22 protein-coding genes are annotated in these 15,865 nt (G+C 70.8%); 10 read left to right on the forward strand and 12 right to left on the reverse strand.

The window, feature by feature from the left end:
* Positions 1-104 precede the first annotated feature (104 nt).
* Positions 105-1,451: an ABC transporter substrate-binding protein gene (locus AB0J36_RS33110; RefSeq protein WP_357134762.1), complete on the reverse strand. Its 1,347-nt coding sequence runs from the start codon at positions 1,449-1,451 to the stop codon at positions 105-107.
* Between the two features lie 250 nt (positions 1,452-1,701).
* On the opposite strand from AB0J36_RS33110, the gene AB0J36_RS33115 reads away from it, so the two are divergent.
* A complete protein-coding gene (locus tag AB0J36_RS33115; protein ID WP_355052212.1) occupies positions 1,702-2,475 on the forward strand; it encodes a peptidoglycan DD-metalloendopeptidase family protein in 774 nt (257 codons plus the stop codon).
* A gap of 48 nt (positions 2,476-2,523) precedes the next feature.
* Here AB0J36_RS33115 and AB0J36_RS33120 read toward each other — a convergent pair whose 3' ends face one another.
* The 5 genes from AB0J36_RS33120 to AB0J36_RS33140 form a co-directional block, all read right to left on the reverse strand.
* Positions 2,524-3,018: a TspO/MBR family protein gene (locus tag AB0J36_RS33120; RefSeq protein WP_357398970.1), complete on the reverse strand. Its 495-nt coding sequence runs from the start codon at positions 3,016-3,018 to the stop codon at positions 2,524-2,526.
* 152 nt (positions 3,019-3,170) lie between these two features.
* Entirely contained in the window at positions 3,171-3,314 is a 144-nt protein-coding gene (locus AB0J36_RS33125) for a GPGG-motif small membrane protein (RefSeq protein WP_007464364.1), read from the reverse strand.
* Positions 3,305-4,081 carry a metallophosphoesterase gene (locus AB0J36_RS33130; RefSeq protein WP_363661536.1) on the reverse strand — a complete coding sequence of 259 codons (777 nt, stop codon included), beginning with the start codon at positions 4,079-4,081 and terminating at the stop codon, positions 3,305-3,307. Before AB0J36_RS33130 ends, AB0J36_RS33125 begins: the two co-directional genes overlap by 10 nt.
* 10 nt (positions 4,082-4,091) lie before the next feature.
* Complete coding sequence (locus AB0J36_RS33135; RefSeq protein WP_357134767.1) at positions 4,092-4,367, reverse strand: hypothetical protein; 276 nt, start codon at positions 4,365-4,367, stop codon at positions 4,092-4,094.
* A complete protein-coding gene (locus tag AB0J36_RS33140; RefSeq protein WP_363661537.1) occupies positions 4,364-5,179 on the reverse strand; it encodes a nucleotidyltransferase in 816 nt (271 codons plus the stop codon). The genes AB0J36_RS33135 and AB0J36_RS33140 overlap by 4 nt, the downstream gene beginning before the upstream one ends.
* Here AB0J36_RS33140 and AB0J36_RS33145 point away from each other — a divergent pair.
* The gene (locus AB0J36_RS33145) at positions 5,115-5,849 is read left to right on the forward strand and encodes a thymidylate kinase (protein ID WP_363661538.1); all 735 of its coding nucleotides are present in this window, start codon (positions 5,115-5,117) and stop codon (positions 5,847-5,849) included. The two genes, AB0J36_RS33140 and AB0J36_RS33145, sit on opposite strands and share 65 nt — an antisense overlap.
* Here the strand turns inward: AB0J36_RS33145 and AB0J36_RS33150 are convergent.
* A complete protein-coding gene (locus AB0J36_RS33150) occupies positions 5,834-6,526 on the reverse strand; it encodes an SDR family NAD(P)-dependent oxidoreductase (protein WP_363661539.1) in 693 nt (230 codons plus the stop codon). The two genes, AB0J36_RS33145 and AB0J36_RS33150, sit on opposite strands and share 16 nt — an antisense overlap.
* Positions 6,527-6,619: 93 nt before the next feature.
* Between AB0J36_RS33150 and AB0J36_RS33155 the strand changes: the two genes are divergently transcribed.
* The 4 genes from AB0J36_RS33155 (at position 6,620) to AB0J36_RS33170 (ending at position 10,969) form a co-directional block, all read left to right on the forward strand.
* Complete coding sequence (locus AB0J36_RS33155) at positions 6,620-7,636, forward strand: NAD-dependent epimerase/dehydratase family protein (protein ID WP_363661540.1); 1,017 nt, start codon at positions 6,620-6,622, stop codon at positions 7,634-7,636.
* A 74-nt stretch (positions 7,637-7,710) separates the two neighbouring features.
* On the forward strand, positions 7,711-8,625 hold the full coding sequence (locus tag AB0J36_RS33160; RefSeq protein WP_357134775.1) for a MurR/RpiR family transcriptional regulator: 915 nt from the start codon (positions 7,711-7,713) through the stop codon (positions 8,623-8,625).
* Positions 8,622-9,578 carry an N-acetylmuramic acid 6-phosphate etherase gene (gene murQ, locus AB0J36_RS33165; protein ID WP_363661541.1) on the forward strand — a complete coding sequence of 319 codons (957 nt, stop codon included), beginning with the start codon at positions 8,622-8,624 and terminating at the stop codon, positions 9,576-9,578. The genes AB0J36_RS33160 and murQ overlap by 4 nt, the downstream gene beginning before the upstream one ends.
* A gap of 401 nt (positions 9,579-9,979) precedes the next feature.
* Positions 9,980-10,969 carry a sigma-70 family RNA polymerase sigma factor gene (locus AB0J36_RS33170; RefSeq protein WP_355052221.1) on the forward strand — a complete coding sequence of 330 codons (990 nt, stop codon included), beginning with the start codon at positions 9,980-9,982 and terminating at the stop codon, positions 10,967-10,969.
* A 60-nt stretch (positions 10,970-11,029) separates the two neighbouring features.
* On the opposite strand, the gene AB0J36_RS33175 is transcribed toward AB0J36_RS33170, so the two are convergent.
* On the reverse strand, positions 11,030-12,007 hold the full coding sequence (locus AB0J36_RS33175) for an NlpC/P60 family protein (RefSeq protein WP_363661542.1): 978 nt from the start codon (positions 12,005-12,007) through the stop codon (positions 11,030-11,032).
* A gap of 543 nt (positions 12,008-12,550) precedes the next feature.
* Between AB0J36_RS33175 and AB0J36_RS33180 the strand changes: the two genes are divergently transcribed.
* Positions 12,551-13,033: a DUF6232 family protein gene (locus AB0J36_RS33180; RefSeq protein WP_357134781.1), complete on the forward strand. Its 483-nt coding sequence runs from the start codon at positions 12,551-12,553 to the stop codon at positions 13,031-13,033.
* A 24-nt stretch (positions 13,034-13,057) separates the two neighbouring features.
* Here the strand turns inward: AB0J36_RS33180 and AB0J36_RS33185 are convergent, their stop codons facing one another.
* Positions 13,058-13,384: a DUF3817 domain-containing protein gene (locus AB0J36_RS33185; RefSeq protein WP_363661543.1), complete on the reverse strand. Its 327-nt coding sequence runs from the start codon at positions 13,382-13,384 to the stop codon at positions 13,058-13,060.
* Between the two features lie 26 nt (positions 13,385-13,410).
* Positions 13,411-13,833 (reverse strand): hypothetical protein, encoded by a 423-nt coding sequence (locus AB0J36_RS33190; RefSeq protein WP_357174682.1) that lies wholly within the window; start codon positions 13,831-13,833, stop codon positions 13,411-13,413.
* Positions 13,834-13,963: 130 nt separating this feature from the next.
* On the opposite strand from AB0J36_RS33190, the gene AB0J36_RS33195 reads away from it, so the two are divergent.
* Genes AB0J36_RS33195 through AB0J36_RS33205 form a run of 3 tightly spaced genes read left to right on the forward strand, consistent with a single transcriptional unit; the run spans position 13,964 to position 15,217 of the window.
* The gene (locus tag AB0J36_RS33195) at positions 13,964-14,302 is read left to right on the forward strand and encodes a DUF6158 family protein (protein ID WP_357134784.1); all 339 of its coding nucleotides are present in this window, start codon (positions 13,964-13,966) and stop codon (positions 14,300-14,302) included.
* Complete coding sequence (locus AB0J36_RS33200; protein ID WP_363661544.1) at positions 14,302-14,628, forward strand: hypothetical protein; 327 nt, start codon at positions 14,302-14,304, stop codon at positions 14,626-14,628. The genes AB0J36_RS33195 and AB0J36_RS33200 overlap by 1 nt, the downstream gene beginning before the upstream one ends.
* Before the next feature lie 52 nt (positions 14,629-14,680).
* A complete protein-coding gene (locus tag AB0J36_RS33205; RefSeq protein WP_357134787.1) occupies positions 14,681-15,217 on the forward strand; it encodes a DUF1360 domain-containing protein in 537 nt (178 codons plus the stop codon).
* 54 nt (positions 15,218-15,271) lie between these two features.
* Here AB0J36_RS33205 and AB0J36_RS33210 read toward each other — a convergent pair whose 3' ends face one another.
* Together AB0J36_RS33210 and AB0J36_RS33215 are read right to left on the reverse strand one after the other, a co-directional pair.
* A complete protein-coding gene (locus AB0J36_RS33210; protein ID WP_357174685.1) occupies positions 15,272-15,466 on the reverse strand; it encodes a hypothetical protein in 195 nt (64 codons plus the stop codon).
* Between the two features lie 48 nt (positions 15,467-15,514).
* Positions 15,515-15,739, reverse strand: coding sequence for a hypothetical protein (locus AB0J36_RS33215; RefSeq protein WP_357134790.1), 225 nt, complete (start codon positions 15,737-15,739; stop codon positions 15,515-15,517).
* Positions 15,740-15,865: the final 126 nt, after the last annotated feature.

Here is a 15,865-nt window from a genome sequence, read left to right on the forward strand (position 1 = left end):
GTTTGCTGTGTGTGTGGTTTACAACAAACAACACACCCCCCCCGGTGGGCGCGCGGTCGGGGGGGGGCCCGCGTGGCGCCCGGCGCGCGCCCCCACCGCCGTGATCACTTCGGCCAGCTGCTCTCGATGCCCTGGAGCACCGGGGCGGTCGGCTTGCCGTTCAGCCAGTCGATCATGCCCTTCCAGAACGTCCCCGCGCCGACGGCGGCCGGCATCAGGTCGGATCCGTCGAAGCGGAAGGTGCCCGTCTTGTCCTGCAGGATCTGGACGGACAGCTTGTCGATCGGGCTGGCCACGTTGGCGATGTCCAGCTTGTTGTTCGCCGTGACCCAGTTGCCGAGCTTCGCGCGGCTGTTCACGTACTCGCCGGAGGCGAGGTAGGTCTGCACCGCCTGCACCTCGGGACGGTCGGCGTACGCGACGACGAACTCGCCAGCGCCCAGGACCGGCTTGCCCTTGGCCGGGTCGATGGTCGGGAAGTAGAACGCGAACGCGTCCCCGTTCTCGTCCACCTTGGTGCCCTCGGGGAACTGGTTGGCGTAGAACGACGCCTGCCGGTGCATCGCGCACTTGCCGGTGGTCACCGGCAGACCCGCCTCCTGGAAGGCGGTGGTGGTGATGCTCTTGACGCCGCCGAAGCCGCCGTTGACGTACTTCTCGTTCTTGAGGATGCTGCCGGCGCGGTCGACCGCGTCGACGATCCTCGGGTCGTTGAACGGGATGGCGTGGGTGGTCCACTGGTCGTAGACCTCGGGGCCCTGCGTCCGCAGGATCACGTCCTCGATCCAGTCGGTGGCCGGCCAGCCGGTGGCGTCACCGGACTCGACGCCCACGCACCACGGCTTCATGCCGCTGGCGGCGATCTTGTCGCTCAGCGCGATGAGCTGGTCCCAGGTGGTCGGAACCTCCCAGCCCTTCTCCTTGAAGGTCTTGGGGGAGTACCAGACGAAGGACTTGACGTTCGCGCCGAGCGGCACGCCGTAGAGCGTTCCGTTGACGGTGCCGTACTTCAGCCAGTCGGCCGGCATGTTCTGCTCGGCCATGGTCTTGGTGTCGGCGCCGAGGGACTTCAGCTTGCCGGCGTCCGCGAACCGCTTCACGAGGCCCGGCTGGGGCACGAACGCGATGTCGGGGGCGTTACCGCCGTCGACCCGGACGGGGAGCTGCGCCTCGAACTCGCCGCTGCCCTCGTAGGCGATCTCGATGCCGGTGCAGTCGGTGAACTGCGACCAGGAACGCTCGAGCAGGTCGGCCTCGGCGTCACGGATGGACGCGTAGATCGAGACCTTCTTGCCGTCGTTGCCCTGATACTTCTCGTACGGGGCACATTCGGCGGAACCCGCCTTGTCGCTCTTCTTGTCATTGCCGGTACCGCAAGCGGTGGCGCTGAACGCCAGCCCGAGTACACCGGCGATCACGAAGGCCTGGCGTGGTCTGGTAAAGACCGCCATGCCGTCCTCCTTCCTAGCCGGCGTGGTCTCCGCTGGTGACCCGCGCCGGTCCGATTGGGCGTGCACACATGTAAGCGCTTGCATCAGGTCTGGTCCACCCCCTGTCAGACACGAGCGAGTAACAATCCCGAAACCTCGTGTCCGCCGGCTGGGCGCGTTCCCGGGCGCAGATCCGGCCTCTTCCGGAGACTGGCGATTTCTGTCAGGCTGGAGGCACCTCATCGAAGGTTTTGCACATAGGAGGAGCTGGATGCGTAAGCGGTGGATCAGCCTGCTGGTGACCGGCCTGCTCGTCGGAGGAGCCGTCGCGCCGGCGAGCCCGGCCCTGGCCGCGCCGAGCTTCAAGGTGCCGTTCCCGTGCGGTCAAGCCTGGTCGGGACAGACCCGGTCGGACCACAGCCCGGCGTACGCCGTGGACTTCAATCGCACCGACGACCTGGGCGACCCGGTGGTGGCGAGCGCGCCCGGCACGGTCGACCGGGTCACCGACCTCGGCGGCACCAGTTACGGCAAGTACGTCCGGATCGACCACGGTGGCGGTTACACGACCTACTACGCCCACCTCAACGGCTTCAACGTCTCGGTCGGGCAGACTGTCGGGTACGGCAAGGTGATCGGCTGGGTCGGCAGCACCGGCGGGTCCACCGGCCCGCACCTGCACTACGAGCAGCGCCTCAACGGCAACGACGTGCAGGTCCGGTTCAACGGCACCCTCGGCCTGTACTGGGGGACCAAGACCTACACCAGCGACAACGGTTGCTCGTCGGGCAGCGGTAACGGCACGGTCGACACCAGTGGCACGCCGCTGACCGTCCGCTCCGGCCCCGGCACCGGGTACGCCTCGGTGGGCACCGTCGCCGACGGCACCCGGGTGACCATCTCCTGCCAGACCAGCGGCACCACCGTCACCGGTACCTACGGCACCAGCTCGATCTGGGACCGCATCGGTAGCGGCCGCTACATCGCCGACGCGTACGTCTACACCGGTTACGACGGATACATCCCGAACGTGCCCCGCTGCTGACCTCTGGTGGTCTCCGGCGGGGTGACCCGCCGGAGACCGGTCGGGCGGTCAGGCGTTGAGCCGCCAGATCGACAGATTCAGCGCGGCGGCGAAGGTGACCCACGCCCAGTACGGCAGCAGCAGCGCGGCCGCGACCCGGGACACCCGGGCGAAGAGCACCACGGTGAGGCCGATCGCCAGCCACATCACCACGATCTCGGCGAACGCCAGCCCGTACCGACCCGCGCCGAAGAACAGCGGCGTCCAGATGGCGTTGAGCACGAGTTGGGCGGACCAGGCCCACAGGGCGGGGGAGAAGCCGACCCGACGCCAGACCAGCCAACCGGCGACCGCGATCAGCGCGTAGAGGACCGTCCAGACCGGGCCGAAGAGCCACGACGGCGGCGCCCAGTCCGGCTGGCGCAGGCTCGCGTACTCGTCGGTGGTGCCCCGCACACCGAGCCCGCCGATCGCGGCCGCGACGAAGACCGCCGCCGCGAAGGCGGCGAGCGCCCAGCGCGACCGCCGACCGGAGGTCGGCCCTGCCTCGCGAGATGTCTCCATCGTCGAGATGTTTCCGCCCGGCGTCCGGTCAAACCCAAAAAAAAGCGCCGGGGCCGCTGCGGCCGGTGCTTCTGTCGGGAGGACGAAGCTCCGGTCGCGGCGACCCCGACGGGTCCCGGTGTTCGTGAGGATGTGGTTATGGGGTACGAGCGTCAATTGAAGATGCTGACACCACCCGGGCCGACGAGCAGCCCGACGACGATGAGGACGATGCCCCACAGGATCTGCCGGCGGAACAGCGCGAGGATGCCGGCGACCACGAGTACGACTGCGAGAATCCAGAGAATCAGCTCCATGACCTCTGAATACCCGACCCTCCGATCGGGGAAACCTGCTCCGTGTCGAGTTGATCCCCAACATGAAAGACGCTGTACGCCTGCTTGATCACCGGGTGCGCCACGTTGCGGACGCGTACCCCGCCCGGGGTCATGCCGCGCTCGGTTCCGGCGTGCGCGTGCCCGTGCAGGGCCAGGGCGGTCGGCGCCAAGTCGATCGCCTGCCCCAACTGGTACGACCCCAGGAACGGGTAGATCTCCAGCGGCTCGCCGACCAGCGTGTCCGGGACCGGGGCGTAGTGCGTGAGCGCGACCAGCATGTCGCATTCCAGCGAGCGCAGGGCCTCTCCCAGGCGGTCCGCGCTCTCGTTGGTGGTCCGGACGAACGCCTTCATCTCCGGCTCGCCGAAGTCGCTCGCGCACCGGCCGGCGAAACCCCCGCCGAAGCCCTTGACCCCCGCGATGCCGAGCCGGCCGCCCGCACAGTCCAGGACGACGCCGTTGCCCTCCAGTACGGTGATGCCCGCGTCCTCGAGCACCTTCACCACCTGCGGCACCTGATCACACTGGTGGTCGTGGTTGCCCAGCACGGTGACCACCGGTACGGCGAGCCCACCGAACTCCTGCGCGACGCAGCGCGCCTCGGCCTCGGTGCCGTGCCGGGTCAGGTCGCCGGCCAGCAGCAGCACGTCGGCGCACTCCGGCAGCTCCTCCAGCGCCGGGCGGAACCGGCCGACCACGTCCTCGTCCAGATGCACGTCGCCCACGGCGGCGATCCGGATCACCATGAAACCTCCCTCAGGGCAGTTGCTCGATCTCCGTGGGCGCCTGGACGCGGATCACCCCGATGTCGCTGGTGATCGGCACGTCCGGGAAACGCTCCGCCACGAGACGCAGGATCTCCTCCCGCCGGTGCGGGCTCTCCACCTCGCCGTAAAGCACCAGGACGTCATCGCGTCGGATGACGGTGATCCCCTGTTCGGCGACGGCCGGATCCTCGGTGAGCGACCGTTGGATCTCCGCTTCGACGTACTCGTCGGGTGGCGCCGCGCCACCGGCCTGATCGTTCGTCACGGTGTCTCCTCTCCTGCCGGGGTGCCGGGCTCCGGCACCACCTCCAGCCGGTCCAGCAACACCAGGAACGCCTCGGCGTACGGCGAGTGCTGCGTCTCCTTGCGTACCCGTTCCCAGTCGATCTGCTCCCGTAGCGACCGGGCCAGCGGCAGGCCGCGGGCGAAGTCGCAGTAGTGCTGCGAGAAGCTGAGCAGCTTGTGCACCATGAGCTGGGTGGCGGACAGGACCGGCATGTGGATGGCGTCCACCGGCCGTACGACGGTGTCGGCGAACGTCTCCTCGGTCACCGGCGTCTCGATGGGCCGGTGGATCAGGTCCACCATCCGCTCCTCGTCGAAGACCTTGACGAGCCAGTCCTCCGGCGGTCGCTCGGCGCGGAAGCCGGCGGCGACCAGCGCCTCCAGCGACCGTTCGACGTCGGCCTCGCGGATGAGGAAGTCGACGTCGTGGTCGCTGGAGTGGCCGCCGTGGGCGTAGACGGCGAAGCTGCCGCCCAGGGCGAACGGGATCTCGGACTGCTTGAGCACGGCGGCGACCTTCTTCAGGGTGTGCACCAGACTCTCGTCCCCGCGCTCAGCCATCTGGGTCTCCCGTCGGTCGTGTCGTGGTGGACAGGCGGTTGGATTCGAACCCCCGTACCCGGCATTCCGGTCGCCCACACCTGCTCTGGTCGCGGGCGGGTGCCAACCGGAGCAAACGGGAACAAAGATCGCAGGAGGCGGGCATCGGTCGGATAACCTGTCGAGGGTGGCCAGACCATCGGGGACGCGACGCCGCAAGGCCCGGTTGCGCACCGTCGCTCTGATCGGCATCGACGGCTCGGGCAAGACCACTCAGGCACACCGACTGGCGGACGCGCTCAACGCGGCCGGCCGCCCCGCGACGTACCGCCGCAACGCCAGCGGGCGTCGCTGGCTCGGGCGGCTCGCCCACCGTCTCGGCCTACCGGACGCGCAACGCCTCGTCGGGCGCGACGGCGTCCTCGCGGTGGAGTCCGTACTGCGCTGGCTGGCCATCGCCGCCGCCCTGCTCGGTTGCCTGTTCACCGGTCGGACGGCCGTCATGGACCGCTACTCGGCCTGCCAGTACGCCAGCATCCGCGCCCACGGCGGGCACCGCTGGGAACGACTGGCGCGGGCCGGCTACCGGCTGTTCCCGACGCCGCAGGTGACCTTCCTGCTCGCCGTCGACCCGGCGGAGGCCTACCGGCGCATTGAGGAGCGCGGCACCGACCACGAGTCGATGGGCTGGTTGACCGCGGCGGACACCGCCTACCGGACCCTGCCCGAGTACCCGAGCTTCGTCCTCGTCGACGCGGGCCGGCCCGCCGAGGAGGTGACCGAGCAGATCCAGGCCTACCTGTCGTCCTGGCTGCCGTCGGACATCCGACCCGACCCGGCGCGGCCGTCGACCGGGACGTCACCGACACCGGATCAGGCCGGGCCCGGCGACGTGCCGCTGCTGGTTCAGGCGCGTCCGTAGACCGGAACGGTGGCCCCGCTGGTCGGCGCCGAGTCCGCCGAGGCGAGGAAACGGATCACCGGCGCGATCTCGGCCGGGCTGACCCACCGCGCGTGGTCGGCGTCGGGCTGCGCGGCCCGGTTCGTCGGGGTGTCGATGACACTGGGCAGCACGGTGTTGCAGCGGACCCCGCGCGAGCGGTACTCCACCGCGACGGCGTTGGCGAAGGCCAGCACCGCGGCCTTGGCCGTGACGTAACCGGCCGCCCCGGCGAACGGGCTGACCGCCGCGCGGGCGGAGACGCACACCACCGCGCCGCCTCCGGCCGCCACCAGGTGCGGCAGTGCGGCCTGCGTGACCAGGTACGTGGGGCGCAGGTTGACGGTGAGCATCCGCTCGAACTCCTCGACCGGTGTCTCATGCACCAGGCCGCCGCTCGCGTACCCGCCGACCAGGTTCACCACCGCCCGCAGCGGCGCCGCCGGATCGGCCGCGGCGGCCTCGACCACCCGCGCCACGTCCGCCGGCTCGGTCAGGTCCGCGCCGAGCCAGACCAGCCCGTCCGCCGCCGGCTCCGACCCGGCGGGCCCACCCCTTCGTGGTACGACCACCCGCCAGCCCGCCTCGACAAAGGAGGCAACGACCGCGCCGCCCAACCCGCCGCCCCCACCGGTCACCACCACACTCCGCCCCACCATCCCCAAACGCTAACCCCCACCCCACCCCGGGTGGGTGTCTGCTGAGAGCAGAGGGGGTGGGTTTTTCGGGGTGGGGCGGCGCAGGATCGGGGCATGGCGCGGATTCTGGTTCTTGGGGGTACCCGGTTTCTTGGTCGGGCGGTGGCTCGGCTCGCCGTCGCGCGGGGGCATGAGGTGACCTGCGCGGCGCGGGGCGTGTCCGGCGCCGTACCGGAGGGGGCGCGGTTCGTGTCGGTGGACCGCGACGACCCGGCGGCGCTGACGCCGCTCGCCGGTCAGGGTTTCGACGCCGTGGTGGACGTGACGCGCCAGATCAGCCACGCCCGGTACGCGCTCGCCGCGCTGGCCGACCATGTCGGTCACTGGTCGTTCGTGTCGACGATGTCGGTGTACGCGGACAACACGACCCCGGGTCTCTCCGCGGCGAACGCGCCGGTGTTGCCGCCTCCGCCGTCGGACGTGGACGGACCGGGCCCGGACTTCCGCTGGTACGGCGAGTGCAAGGTCGCCATCGAGCAGATCGTCCGCGAGCGGATGGGCGTGGACAGGTCGTTCATCTGCCGGGCCGGGCTGATCGTCGGAGCCGAGGATTCGAGTAACCGCTTCCCGTACTGGGTGCGACGGCTGGCCCGTGGCGGCGAAATTCTCGCGCCGGGGGAGCCGACCGACCGGGTGCAGTTCGTGGACGTCGAGGACCTCGCCGGCTGGCTGCTGCACGCCGGCGACACCCGGCTCAGCGGCACGTACGACGGGAACGGGCCGACGATGTCCCGGGCGGAGCTGCTGGCCGGGGTGGCCGCCGGGCTGGGCGTGGAGGATCCCCGTCTCACCTGGGTCGATCAGGACTTCCTGCGCGAGCACGACGTACGCGAGTGGTGGGGGGAGCGGGCACTGCCTCTGTGGGTACGGCTGCCGGAGTTCGCCGGCCTGATGGACCGGGACGTCTCCGCGGCCCTGGCCGCCGGGTTGGTCGTCCGTCCGCTCGCCGACACCGTTCGGGTGACGGCCACCTGGATGAGGGCCGACCCGGGTGACGTACCGCAGGGTGGACTCGACCCGGCGGATGAGGCGGCGGTCCTGGGTGCGTGGCACGCTGTGCGAATGGCGTGATCCGGATCGTCGACACTTTCCCACCACGTACGGTGATGGTTGACGCTCACGCTTGGTGAAAGTAAGTTTCACCCGTGGCGAAGAGTCCGAAGATTTCTGCGAGTCACGAGCCTGGTGGACTGATCGTCCACATCAGCGGGCTCCTGCCGTCGCTGTCGCCCGCCGAGCAGCGGGTCGCCCGACTTGTCGTGTCCGACCCGGCCGCCGCCGCGCGGAGGACCATCACCGACCTCGCCACCGCAGCGGAGACATCGGAGGCGACCGTCATCCGGTTCTGCCGGTCGGTCGGGATGGACGGCTACCCGCAGCTGCGCATCCGGCTCGCCGCCGAGGCCGCCCGTCGCGTCGAACCTCCGGACGCCCGGGTCGTCGGTGGTGACATCCCGCCCGGCGCGGATCTCGCCCAGATCATCGCCACCATCGCGTTCAACGACGCACGAGCTGTCGAGGAGACCGCCGAACAGCTCGACCCGGCCGTCTGCGAGCAGGTCGTCGAGGCGATCGCCGGCGCTGGCCGGATCGACATCTACGGTGCCGGGGCCAGTGGGTTCGTCGCCTCGGACTTCCAGCAGAAGCTGCACCGCATCGGCCGGATCGCCTTCTACTTCCCGGACGTGCACACCGCGCTGACCTCGGCCGCCCTGCTCGGTCGCGGCGACGTGGCGATCGGCATCTCGCACACCGGCACCACCTCGGACGTGATCGAGGTGCTGGAACAGGCCCGGACGCGTGGCGCGAGCACCGTGGCGCTGACCAACTTCCCGCGCTCGCCGATCACCGAGGTCGCCGACTTCGTCCTGACCACCGCGGCCCGCGAGACGACCTACCGCTCGGGTGCCACGGCCAGCCGTCTGGCGCAGCTCACCGTCGTCGACTGCCTCTTCGTCGGGGTGGCCGCCCGCAACCGGTCCCGGGCCCGCAAGGCCCTCGAGGCGACCGCCGAGGCGGTCCAGTCGCACCGGGTGGGCGCGAGCCGGAGGCGGGGATGACGCCCGGCTCGGTCGAGCCGGACAACGACAAGGCAGCACCACCCACCCGCCCCACGGTCCGGGTGGCCGCGCCCACCGAGCGGCGTAACCCGCTCAGCGTCGACCTCGACCTGATGTCGACCCGGGACGTCCTCACCGTGATCAACGACGCCGACCGACGGGTGCCGGCGGCGGTCGCCGCGGTGCTCGACGAGATCGCCGCCACGGTCGACCTGGCCGTCGCGGCGCTGCGCGGCGGACACCGGGTGCACTACTTCGGGGCCGGCACCTCCGGCCGGCTGGGCGTGCTCGACGCGGCCGAACTTGCGCCCACCTTCAACTCGCCCCGGGACTGGTTCTGCGCCCACCTCGCCGGCGGCCCGGACGCCATGCTGCGCGCCGTGGAGGACGCCGAGGACGACGACCGGGGCGGCGCGATCGAGGCGGCCGGCTGTGTGCGAGCCGGTGACCTCGTGGTCGGTCTGGCGGCCAGCGGACGCACCCCGTACGTCCTCGGGGCGCTCGCCGCGTCCCGCGCCACGGGCGCCTCGACGGTGCTGCTCTGCGCCAATCCGGAGGCGGAGGCCGCTCGGTCGGTCGACGTGTTCATCGGGGTGGACACCGGACCCGAGGTGGTCACCGGGTCGACCCGGATGAAGGCGGGCACGGCGCAGAAGTTGGTGCTGAACGCGTTCTCGACCGCCGTCATGGTGCGCCTGGGGCGGGTCTACTCGAACCTCATGATCGATATGGTTGCCACCAACGCCAAGCTCCGGGGCCGAATGATCTCGATCCTGGTCGAGGCGACCGGGTGTTCCGAGGAGGTCTCCCGGCGGGCCCTCGGCGAGGCCGACGGCGACCTGAAGACGGCGCTCGTCACCCTGGTCTCCGGGGCCGAGGTGACCGCCGCGCGGGCCGCCCTCGCCCGCTCCGCCGACCAGGTACGCGGGGCCCTCGCGCTGCTCGCCTCCTGAGCTCGCCCCACCCGGGAAGCGAACGGGGCTCCGGATTGTTCATCGGGGCGGAGGGTAATAACACCCTCGTGGATGAACCGACCGGTCCACCGCTGCGTATCTGGCAGTGACCAGGATCGCAGCGCGGTGGTGACCCGGGTCGCTGTGCCGGCGCGGCGGGCGGTGTTGCCTACGGTGCGGGCAATCGGCGATTCGTCGATCCGCCAACCCGTCCGAGGTGCCCAGCGGCGCGCCACCCGGCGGGTGCTGACAGCAAACATGGACCGTGCTCTCAGCAACTACTCAGGCATTCGTGACACTTTCGACTCACGAAATGGAACACCCGACACGTCTCATCTGTTGTGTAGGTGTCAGCACCGGTGGGCACAGCAGAAGTTACCAGGGCTGACCGGACGTGGGGAATGGCAAGGAACCGGGCAACCGGCGCGAGCGAGGGGACCGTGGGCAACGTGGACAAGAACATTGGCATGCGAACCGACGAGGTCGCCGAGGAGCGTGACCTGGTCGGCGTCTACCTGCACGAGATCTCCCGGACGCCACTGCTGGACGCCGCCAAGGAGGTCGATCTCTCCAAGGCGATCGAGGCGGGCCTCTACGCCGAGCACCTGCTCGGCGAGGATGCCGTTCCCGACGGTGTCGACCGGGCCGACCTGGATCGGCTGGTCGCCGAGGGTGAGCGCGCGAAGGACCTCTTCATCCGCGCCAACCTGCGACTGGTCGTGTCGATCGCGCGTCGTTACGTACGCTCGGGGATGCCCATGCTGGACCTGATCCAGGAGGGCAACACCGGCCTCGTCCGGGCGGTCGAGAAGTTCGACTACGAGCGTGGCTACAAGTTCTCCACCTACGCCACGTGGTGGATCCGCCAGGCCATCAGCCGGGCGATCGCCCAGCAGGAGCGCACCGTCCGGCTGCCGGTGCACCTGGTGGAGGACGTCAACCGGATGCGCAACGTGACCCGGCAACTCACCCGTGAGCTGGGCAGCGACCCGGAGCCGGAGCAGATCGCGGCATCGCTCGGGGTCACCGTCGAGCGGGTCAACGAGCTGCGCCGCTGGTCGCAGGACACGGTTTCGCTGGACACCCCGGTCGGCGACGACGGCGACACCAACCTCGGTGACCTGGTCGCCGACAGCGACGCGCCGTCCCCGGAGGACATCGTCCTGAGCGGTCTCGAGCGGCAGCGCATCGAGGGGCTGCTCAACCACCTCGACGACCGGTCCGCCGGCATCATGCGGGCCCGCTACGGCCTGGAGGACGGCCGCGAGCACTCGCTGACCGAGGTCGCGTCCCGCTTCTCGCTGTCCCGCGAGCGGATCCGGCAGCTCGAGATCCAGGCCCTCGGCCGGCTCCGCGAGCTGGCTCGGGCCGAGGGGCTGCAGGCAGCCTGACCTGGTAGTAATGACGGCGAACGGCCGGCGTCCGATAGGGGGACGCCGGCCGTTCACCGTCTAGCGGACCCTGCCGTACCCGTGGATCGACATCATGTTCATGCCGCGCTTGAGCACGTTGCGACCGGCGCTCGGCGCGTCGATCACCTGCCCGTCGCCCACGTAGAGCGCGACGTGCCCCAGACCGCTGTAGAAGATGAGGTCTCCGGGGCGCAGATCGCCTCGGCCGATGTGTGCGACCGCCCCCCACTGCATCCGCGCGCTGTGTGGCAGCGATCGTCCGGCCGCCCGCCAGGCGGCCAGGGTGAGCCCGGAGCAGTCGTAGCCGCCCGGCCCCTCACCTGCCCAGACGTACGGCTTGCCGATCGCGCCGAAGGCGTAGCGCACCGCCGCGCCGGCATCTCCGGCGACCGCCGGTACGTTTCGGGCCTCGGCCTCGGCCGCCTTGGGCGCGGGCCGCTCGGTGGCCGCCCCGTACGCCTGTCGGCGCAGCTCGTACAACTCGGCCAGGTCCTTCTCGATGCGCGTCTTGCCCGCCGCCAACTCGTGGGCCTGGGCGGCCTGCCGGGCCAGGGTGGCGTCCAGCCGATTCTTCTCGTCGAGCAGTCGCCGCTGGTTGTCGGTGAAGCCGGAGATGCGCTCCTGACGCTGTCGGGTCAGCTGGTCGAGGGTGCCGAGCCGGTCCAGCATGGCGGCGGCGCCGCCGGGCCGGAGCAGCGCGTCGGCGGTATGGAGACCGCCGCTTCGGTACGCGCTGTTGGCGAATGCGGCGACGTCCGCGCGGCTCTGCTCGGCCTGCTGTTCGAGCGGGCCGATGCGGGCCTGTAATCGGGCCACCGCGGCTTTGTTGACCTTGATGTCCTCGGTGAGCTTGTTGTACGACTCCACGACCCGCTCGAGCTCGGCCGAGGACGTCTCGATCCGGCGGGTCAGGTCGGCGGGGGACGGCTCGGCGTGCGCCGCCGCCGTCGGGGCGATCAGGGCGGCCGACAGGCCGACCAGCGCCACGGTACGCAGCAGGGTTCTCAGGGATGACAAGAGCGAGAGGCTCCTCTCCCACGGCCGCCGACGGGGCTGCTGACGCCCTCGGCGACACCGGCCGGGGTCGTCCGGGTGGACGACACTGGGCCGGACCGGCTCGCCCAACCTAACCCGGGACGGTTGTGCTGCGCAGTTGAAGCAGGGGCGAATGTTGACCAAGTGGCAGGAAGTGCCCCTGCGGAACCACAGCGTCAACGGGGCCGCCGACACGGGGGTGAAGGCCCCTGCGGCGCTTTTTCTTGCGATTTTGACCGATATGCGACTTTCGTCGTTCCCGGCGCATGCCGCCGGTTAACAGCGCGCCATACCCGATAAAAGGTGAAATGGATGCTGTTTCGCGACGATGTCGCCCGGACGGGTGAGCCGTCCGCTGCCGTAAATGCCCAGGTGCAGTGGCGGTGCCCCAACACAATGGAGCCCGGGGCCGGGAATCCCGTCATCGGAGGCTCACGCCGGTGGTCACGGGATCCGACCCGACAGACCGCACCCGCGGGAGGATCCGTGAATCGTGAAGGCGCAACGACGCGACCGCAACGAACGGTGCCCAGTGCCAGGTCCACGCTGCTCTACGCGCGACCCGGCATCATCGTCACCGTCGACCGGTTCACCGTCGGCCGCACCAGCTACCGCATCCCCGACCTGACCAACCTGCGTACCACCCGAGGGCCGCACGACCGGATCGCCGTCCGGGCCGTCGTGACCACCGCCTCCATGATCGGCGTGGTCGGCCTGCTCCTCGGCTTCAGCGGCGGCCTACAGCGGTTGACCGCCGGGGCGTACCTCATCCTCGGAGCGGTCCTTCTGCTGCCGGCCACCCTCGCCCTCGTCGGTGACCGCTGGCGGCCACCGCCGTACGAGCTGTGGGGATGGCACCGGGGCGCGGAGGTGCTGCTCTTCAGCGCCGACGACGAGCGGCAGTTCGGCCAGGTCACCCGGGCGCTGCTGCGCGCCCGGGAGGTCAACCGGTACGGCGGTTGGGTCGACCCGGTCGCCTCGGCCGACCCCTGGCGGCCGAACCGCTGACCGGAACAGCCCTCGGGGCCCCGGTCAGCCGGCGACCGGCTCCGGCGTACGGGTGACCGGCCGGTCGAGCCAGGCGGTGACGCGACGCTCGGCGTAGAACGAGACGAACGGCACGGTGCCGGCCAGCATCACCAGGAGCATCCGCTTCAGCGGCCAGTCGGCCCGGCGACTCAGGTCGAACGCGGCCACCAGATAGATCATGTAGAGGAAGCCGTGCGCGGGGCCGACGGTCTCCACCACCGTCGGGTTGTCGAACGCGTACTTCAGCGGCATCCCGATCACGACCAGCAGGATCAGCACCACGCCCACGATCCAGGCGATCACGCGGTACCGAGTAAGGGCTGCGCCCACTTCGTCCGTCCTTCTTCAGGCCCGGCTCAGCCGGGATAGTCACCGGGCCGGGCGCCCGGATTGGCGTTCAACCATGACAGGTAGTCGTTGTACGCGGCCAGCGCCGCGTCGTCACCGAGCGTCGCGTCGACCGGCGCCCTGGTCACCCGCACCGGTCGGCGTACCGCCGGTCGGGAGTCGGCGCTCGCGGCCGGGGCCGGCTCGTCGGCCGGAGCGCCGGGAGACACCGTGCCGCCCTGCGCGCCGCGCCGGGCCAGCCGCACCTCGCGCCACCAGACGTACACCACGAAGCCGGCGAAGATCGGCCACTCGACGGCGTACCCCCAGCTGAGGTTGTTGCCGGCGGTGGCCCGGCTGATCTGCCACCAGCCCAGCCCGAGGAAGCTCCCGACCAGCACGACCATGGCCACGTGACGTGCGATCCACGCCGGGGTCCAGAGCCACCTCATGGCGTCGAGGGTACCGGGGACGGCGGCGCTCTCCGACACGGTGTCGTAGCTGGCGCGCGGACGGGATGGTTTGGTGTCACCCGGGGTGGGCATCCGTCTAGGCGCCAGCCCAAACGAGACCAGGGGGGCGATGATGACCGGATCGGTACGCGAGGACGGGTTTGCGTCCAGCGGCGGTACGGAGATGAGCCCGGAGCAGCGGGTGCCCGAGTGGGACGGCGACCACTTCGCCGACCCCGGGGGCGCCGAACTCGACGGCGACGCGGTCGGCGTCGACCCGACGGAGCTGACTGACGACGATCTGATCCGCGAGATGCACAGCCTGCACCGCACCCGGCTGGACACGCTGCGGCACGCGGCGGATTCCGCGCTCGCGAACCATCTGCGGCGCACGGCGGATCTGGAGACCGAGTATCTGGCGCGCCACCCGGGCCGGGAGGTCGACCCGAGCCGTCTGCGGGACGCCTGATGGCGGCCCGAGCCGTGCGTGGCATGTCCGCGCCGCCCGAGGTGGTCTTCAACACGGCCACCGACCCGGCCCGAGCCTCGGCCTGGTTGCCCGCGCCACTGCGATCCGACGGGAGCCCTCCGGCCGAGGTCAGCGGGGAGGAGTTGCGGGCCCGCTGGGGTGTCGCCGACTGGGCAGCCGAGATCCGGGTGGATCCGGCCGACTCCGGCGGCGCGCGGATCCAGCTCGACCTGACCGACGGCTCCGGTGCCGACCCGGACCAGTTGGCCGACGAGGCGCTGGCCAACCTCGCCCGCGAGGTCGCCGACAACCTGCAGGCCGGTTGAGACACGCCGACCGTTCGGAACTTTCGTACCACGACGACATGGAAGGAGACCGGTGACCGACACTGGCCTGCGACAGAGGGTGGCGCGGCTGCGCCGGGCGTACGCGCCGCACGAGCATCGACCGCTCGGCGGCTACCTGGCGGCGATGGGCACCTACGCGGGCGTCACCGGAGCGCTCGCCGGCCTGGTCAAGGTGACCGGGCGGCCGGTACCCGAGCGTCCCGCCGTCGCCGATGTGGTGCTCCTCTCCATCGCCACGCACAAGCTCAGCCGGCTGCTGTCCAAGGATGCGGTGACCAGCCCGCTGCGGGCCCCGTTCACCCGATACGACCGGCCGATCGGCAGCGGCGAGGTGATGGAGCAGGTCCGCGACTCGGGCAGCTCCACCCGGCACGCCATCGGCGAGTTGCTGAGCTGCCCGTTCTGCCTGGCGGTCTGGGTGGCGACGGGATTAACCGGGGGACTGGTGCTCGCCCCCCGGCTGACGCGTCTGGTGGCGACCGCGCTCACCGCCGTGGCAGCCTCTGACTTCCTCCAGATGGCGTACGCCTCGGCCCAGCAGGCCGCCGAGGGCGGACACGACGACTGACGAGCAGACGCGAGGAGGGGGCCGGCAGATGCCGGCCCCCTCCTGTCGTACGCGTCACCGCTGCATGCCGGACCAGCCGTGCGGCGACTCCGGCTCGCGCTCGTCCTCGTCCGCGCCCGTGATGATGTCGCGGTCCACCGCCGTGCGGTCGTGCTCGTTGGCGAAGTCCGGCTCGGGCGTGGTGTCCGTGCCCTCCGGCGGCTGGCCCAGCGCCGGGACCTTCTCCTCGTGGTTCTCGTGGTGCGTCATGGTGTCGTCCCTTCGCGTCGCTGGGCTCGCTGGCTGCGCTCGTTCCGCTCAGGCGACGCTGCCACCCAGCAGGTCGCTGGCCTCGTCCACCGCGTACTCGCCCTCGGGCAACGCGTCGATGCGGGCGAGCAGGTCCGGCGGGAGTTCGGCGGCGACCGCCTGGCGGTAGATCTCCGCCTGCTGGATGCGCTCCTGGCCCCGGAAGATGTCGTCCAGCAGGTCGTCGAGGGCCCGGGTGTCCGGCTCGTCGGCCACGGATGCGTCGTCGGTCACGTTGGTCAGCTACCCGGGCCGGAATCGGTCAAACGTCACGCCCTGCGCCTGCCCCGTGCCTACCGACAGCGCCGCCCCCGGCCACGTGAGCCGGGGGCGGCGCGGGTGTCGGGGTGTAGGTCGCCG

Origin of the sequence: Micromonospora sp. NPDC049662 (assembly GCF_040675055.1) — a bacterium.
GTDB lineage: Bacteria > Actinomycetota > Actinomycetes > Mycobacteriales > Micromonosporaceae > Micromonospora.

Excerpts from the sequence above, each read along its gene's own strand:
- AB0J36_RS33120 (WP_357398970.1), bottom strand. The coding sequence starts at position 3,018 with ATGGAGACATCTCGCGAGGCAGGGCCGACCTCCGGTCGGCGGTCGCGC.
- AB0J36_RS33200 (WP_363661544.1), top strand. The coding sequence starts at position 14,302 with ATGGCGGCCCGAGCCGTGCGTGGCATGTCCGCGCCGCCCGAGGTGGTC.
- AB0J36_RS33150 (WP_363661539.1), bottom strand. The coding sequence starts at position 6,526 with ATGGTGGGGCGGAGTGTGGTGGTGACCGGTGGGGGCGGCGGGTTGGGC.
- AB0J36_RS33115 (WP_355052212.1), top strand. The coding sequence starts at position 1,702 with ATGCGTAAGCGGTGGATCAGCCTGCTGGTGACCGGCCTGCTCGTCGGA.
- AB0J36_RS33170 (WP_355052221.1), top strand. The coding sequence starts at position 9,980 with ATGGCAAGGAACCGGGCAACCGGCGCGAGCGAGGGGACCGTGGGCAAC.
- AB0J36_RS33125 (WP_007464364.1), bottom strand. The coding sequence starts at position 3,314 with ATGGAGCTGATTCTCTGGATTCTCGCAGTCGTACTCGTGGTCGCCGGC.
- AB0J36_RS33140 (WP_363661537.1), bottom strand. The coding sequence starts at position 5,179 with ATGCCGATCAGAGCGACGGTGCGCAACCGGGCCTTGCGGCGTCGCGTC.
- AB0J36_RS33210 (WP_357174685.1), bottom strand. The coding sequence starts at position 15,466 with ATGACGCACCACGAGAACCACGAGGAGAAGGTCCCGGCGCTGGGCCAG.
- AB0J36_RS33190 (WP_357174682.1), bottom strand. The coding sequence starts at position 13,833 with ATGAGGTGGCTCTGGACCCCGGCGTGGATCGCACGTCACGTGGCCATG.
- AB0J36_RS33195 (WP_357134784.1), top strand. The coding sequence starts at position 13,964 with ATGATGACCGGATCGGTACGCGAGGACGGGTTTGCGTCCAGCGGCGGT.
- AB0J36_RS33130 (WP_363661536.1), bottom strand. The coding sequence starts at position 4,081 with ATGGTGATCCGGATCGCCGCCGTGGGCGACGTGCATCTGGACGAGGAC.
- AB0J36_RS33110 (WP_357134762.1), bottom strand. The coding sequence starts at position 1,451 with ATGGCGGTCTTTACCAGACCACGCCAGGCCTTCGTGATCGCCGGTGTA.
- AB0J36_RS33155 (WP_363661540.1), top strand. The coding sequence starts at position 6,620 with ATGGCGCGGATTCTGGTTCTTGGGGGTACCCGGTTTCTTGGTCGGGCG.
- murQ (WP_363661541.1), top strand. The coding sequence starts at position 8,622 with ATGACGCCCGGCTCGGTCGAGCCGGACAACGACAAGGCAGCACCACCC.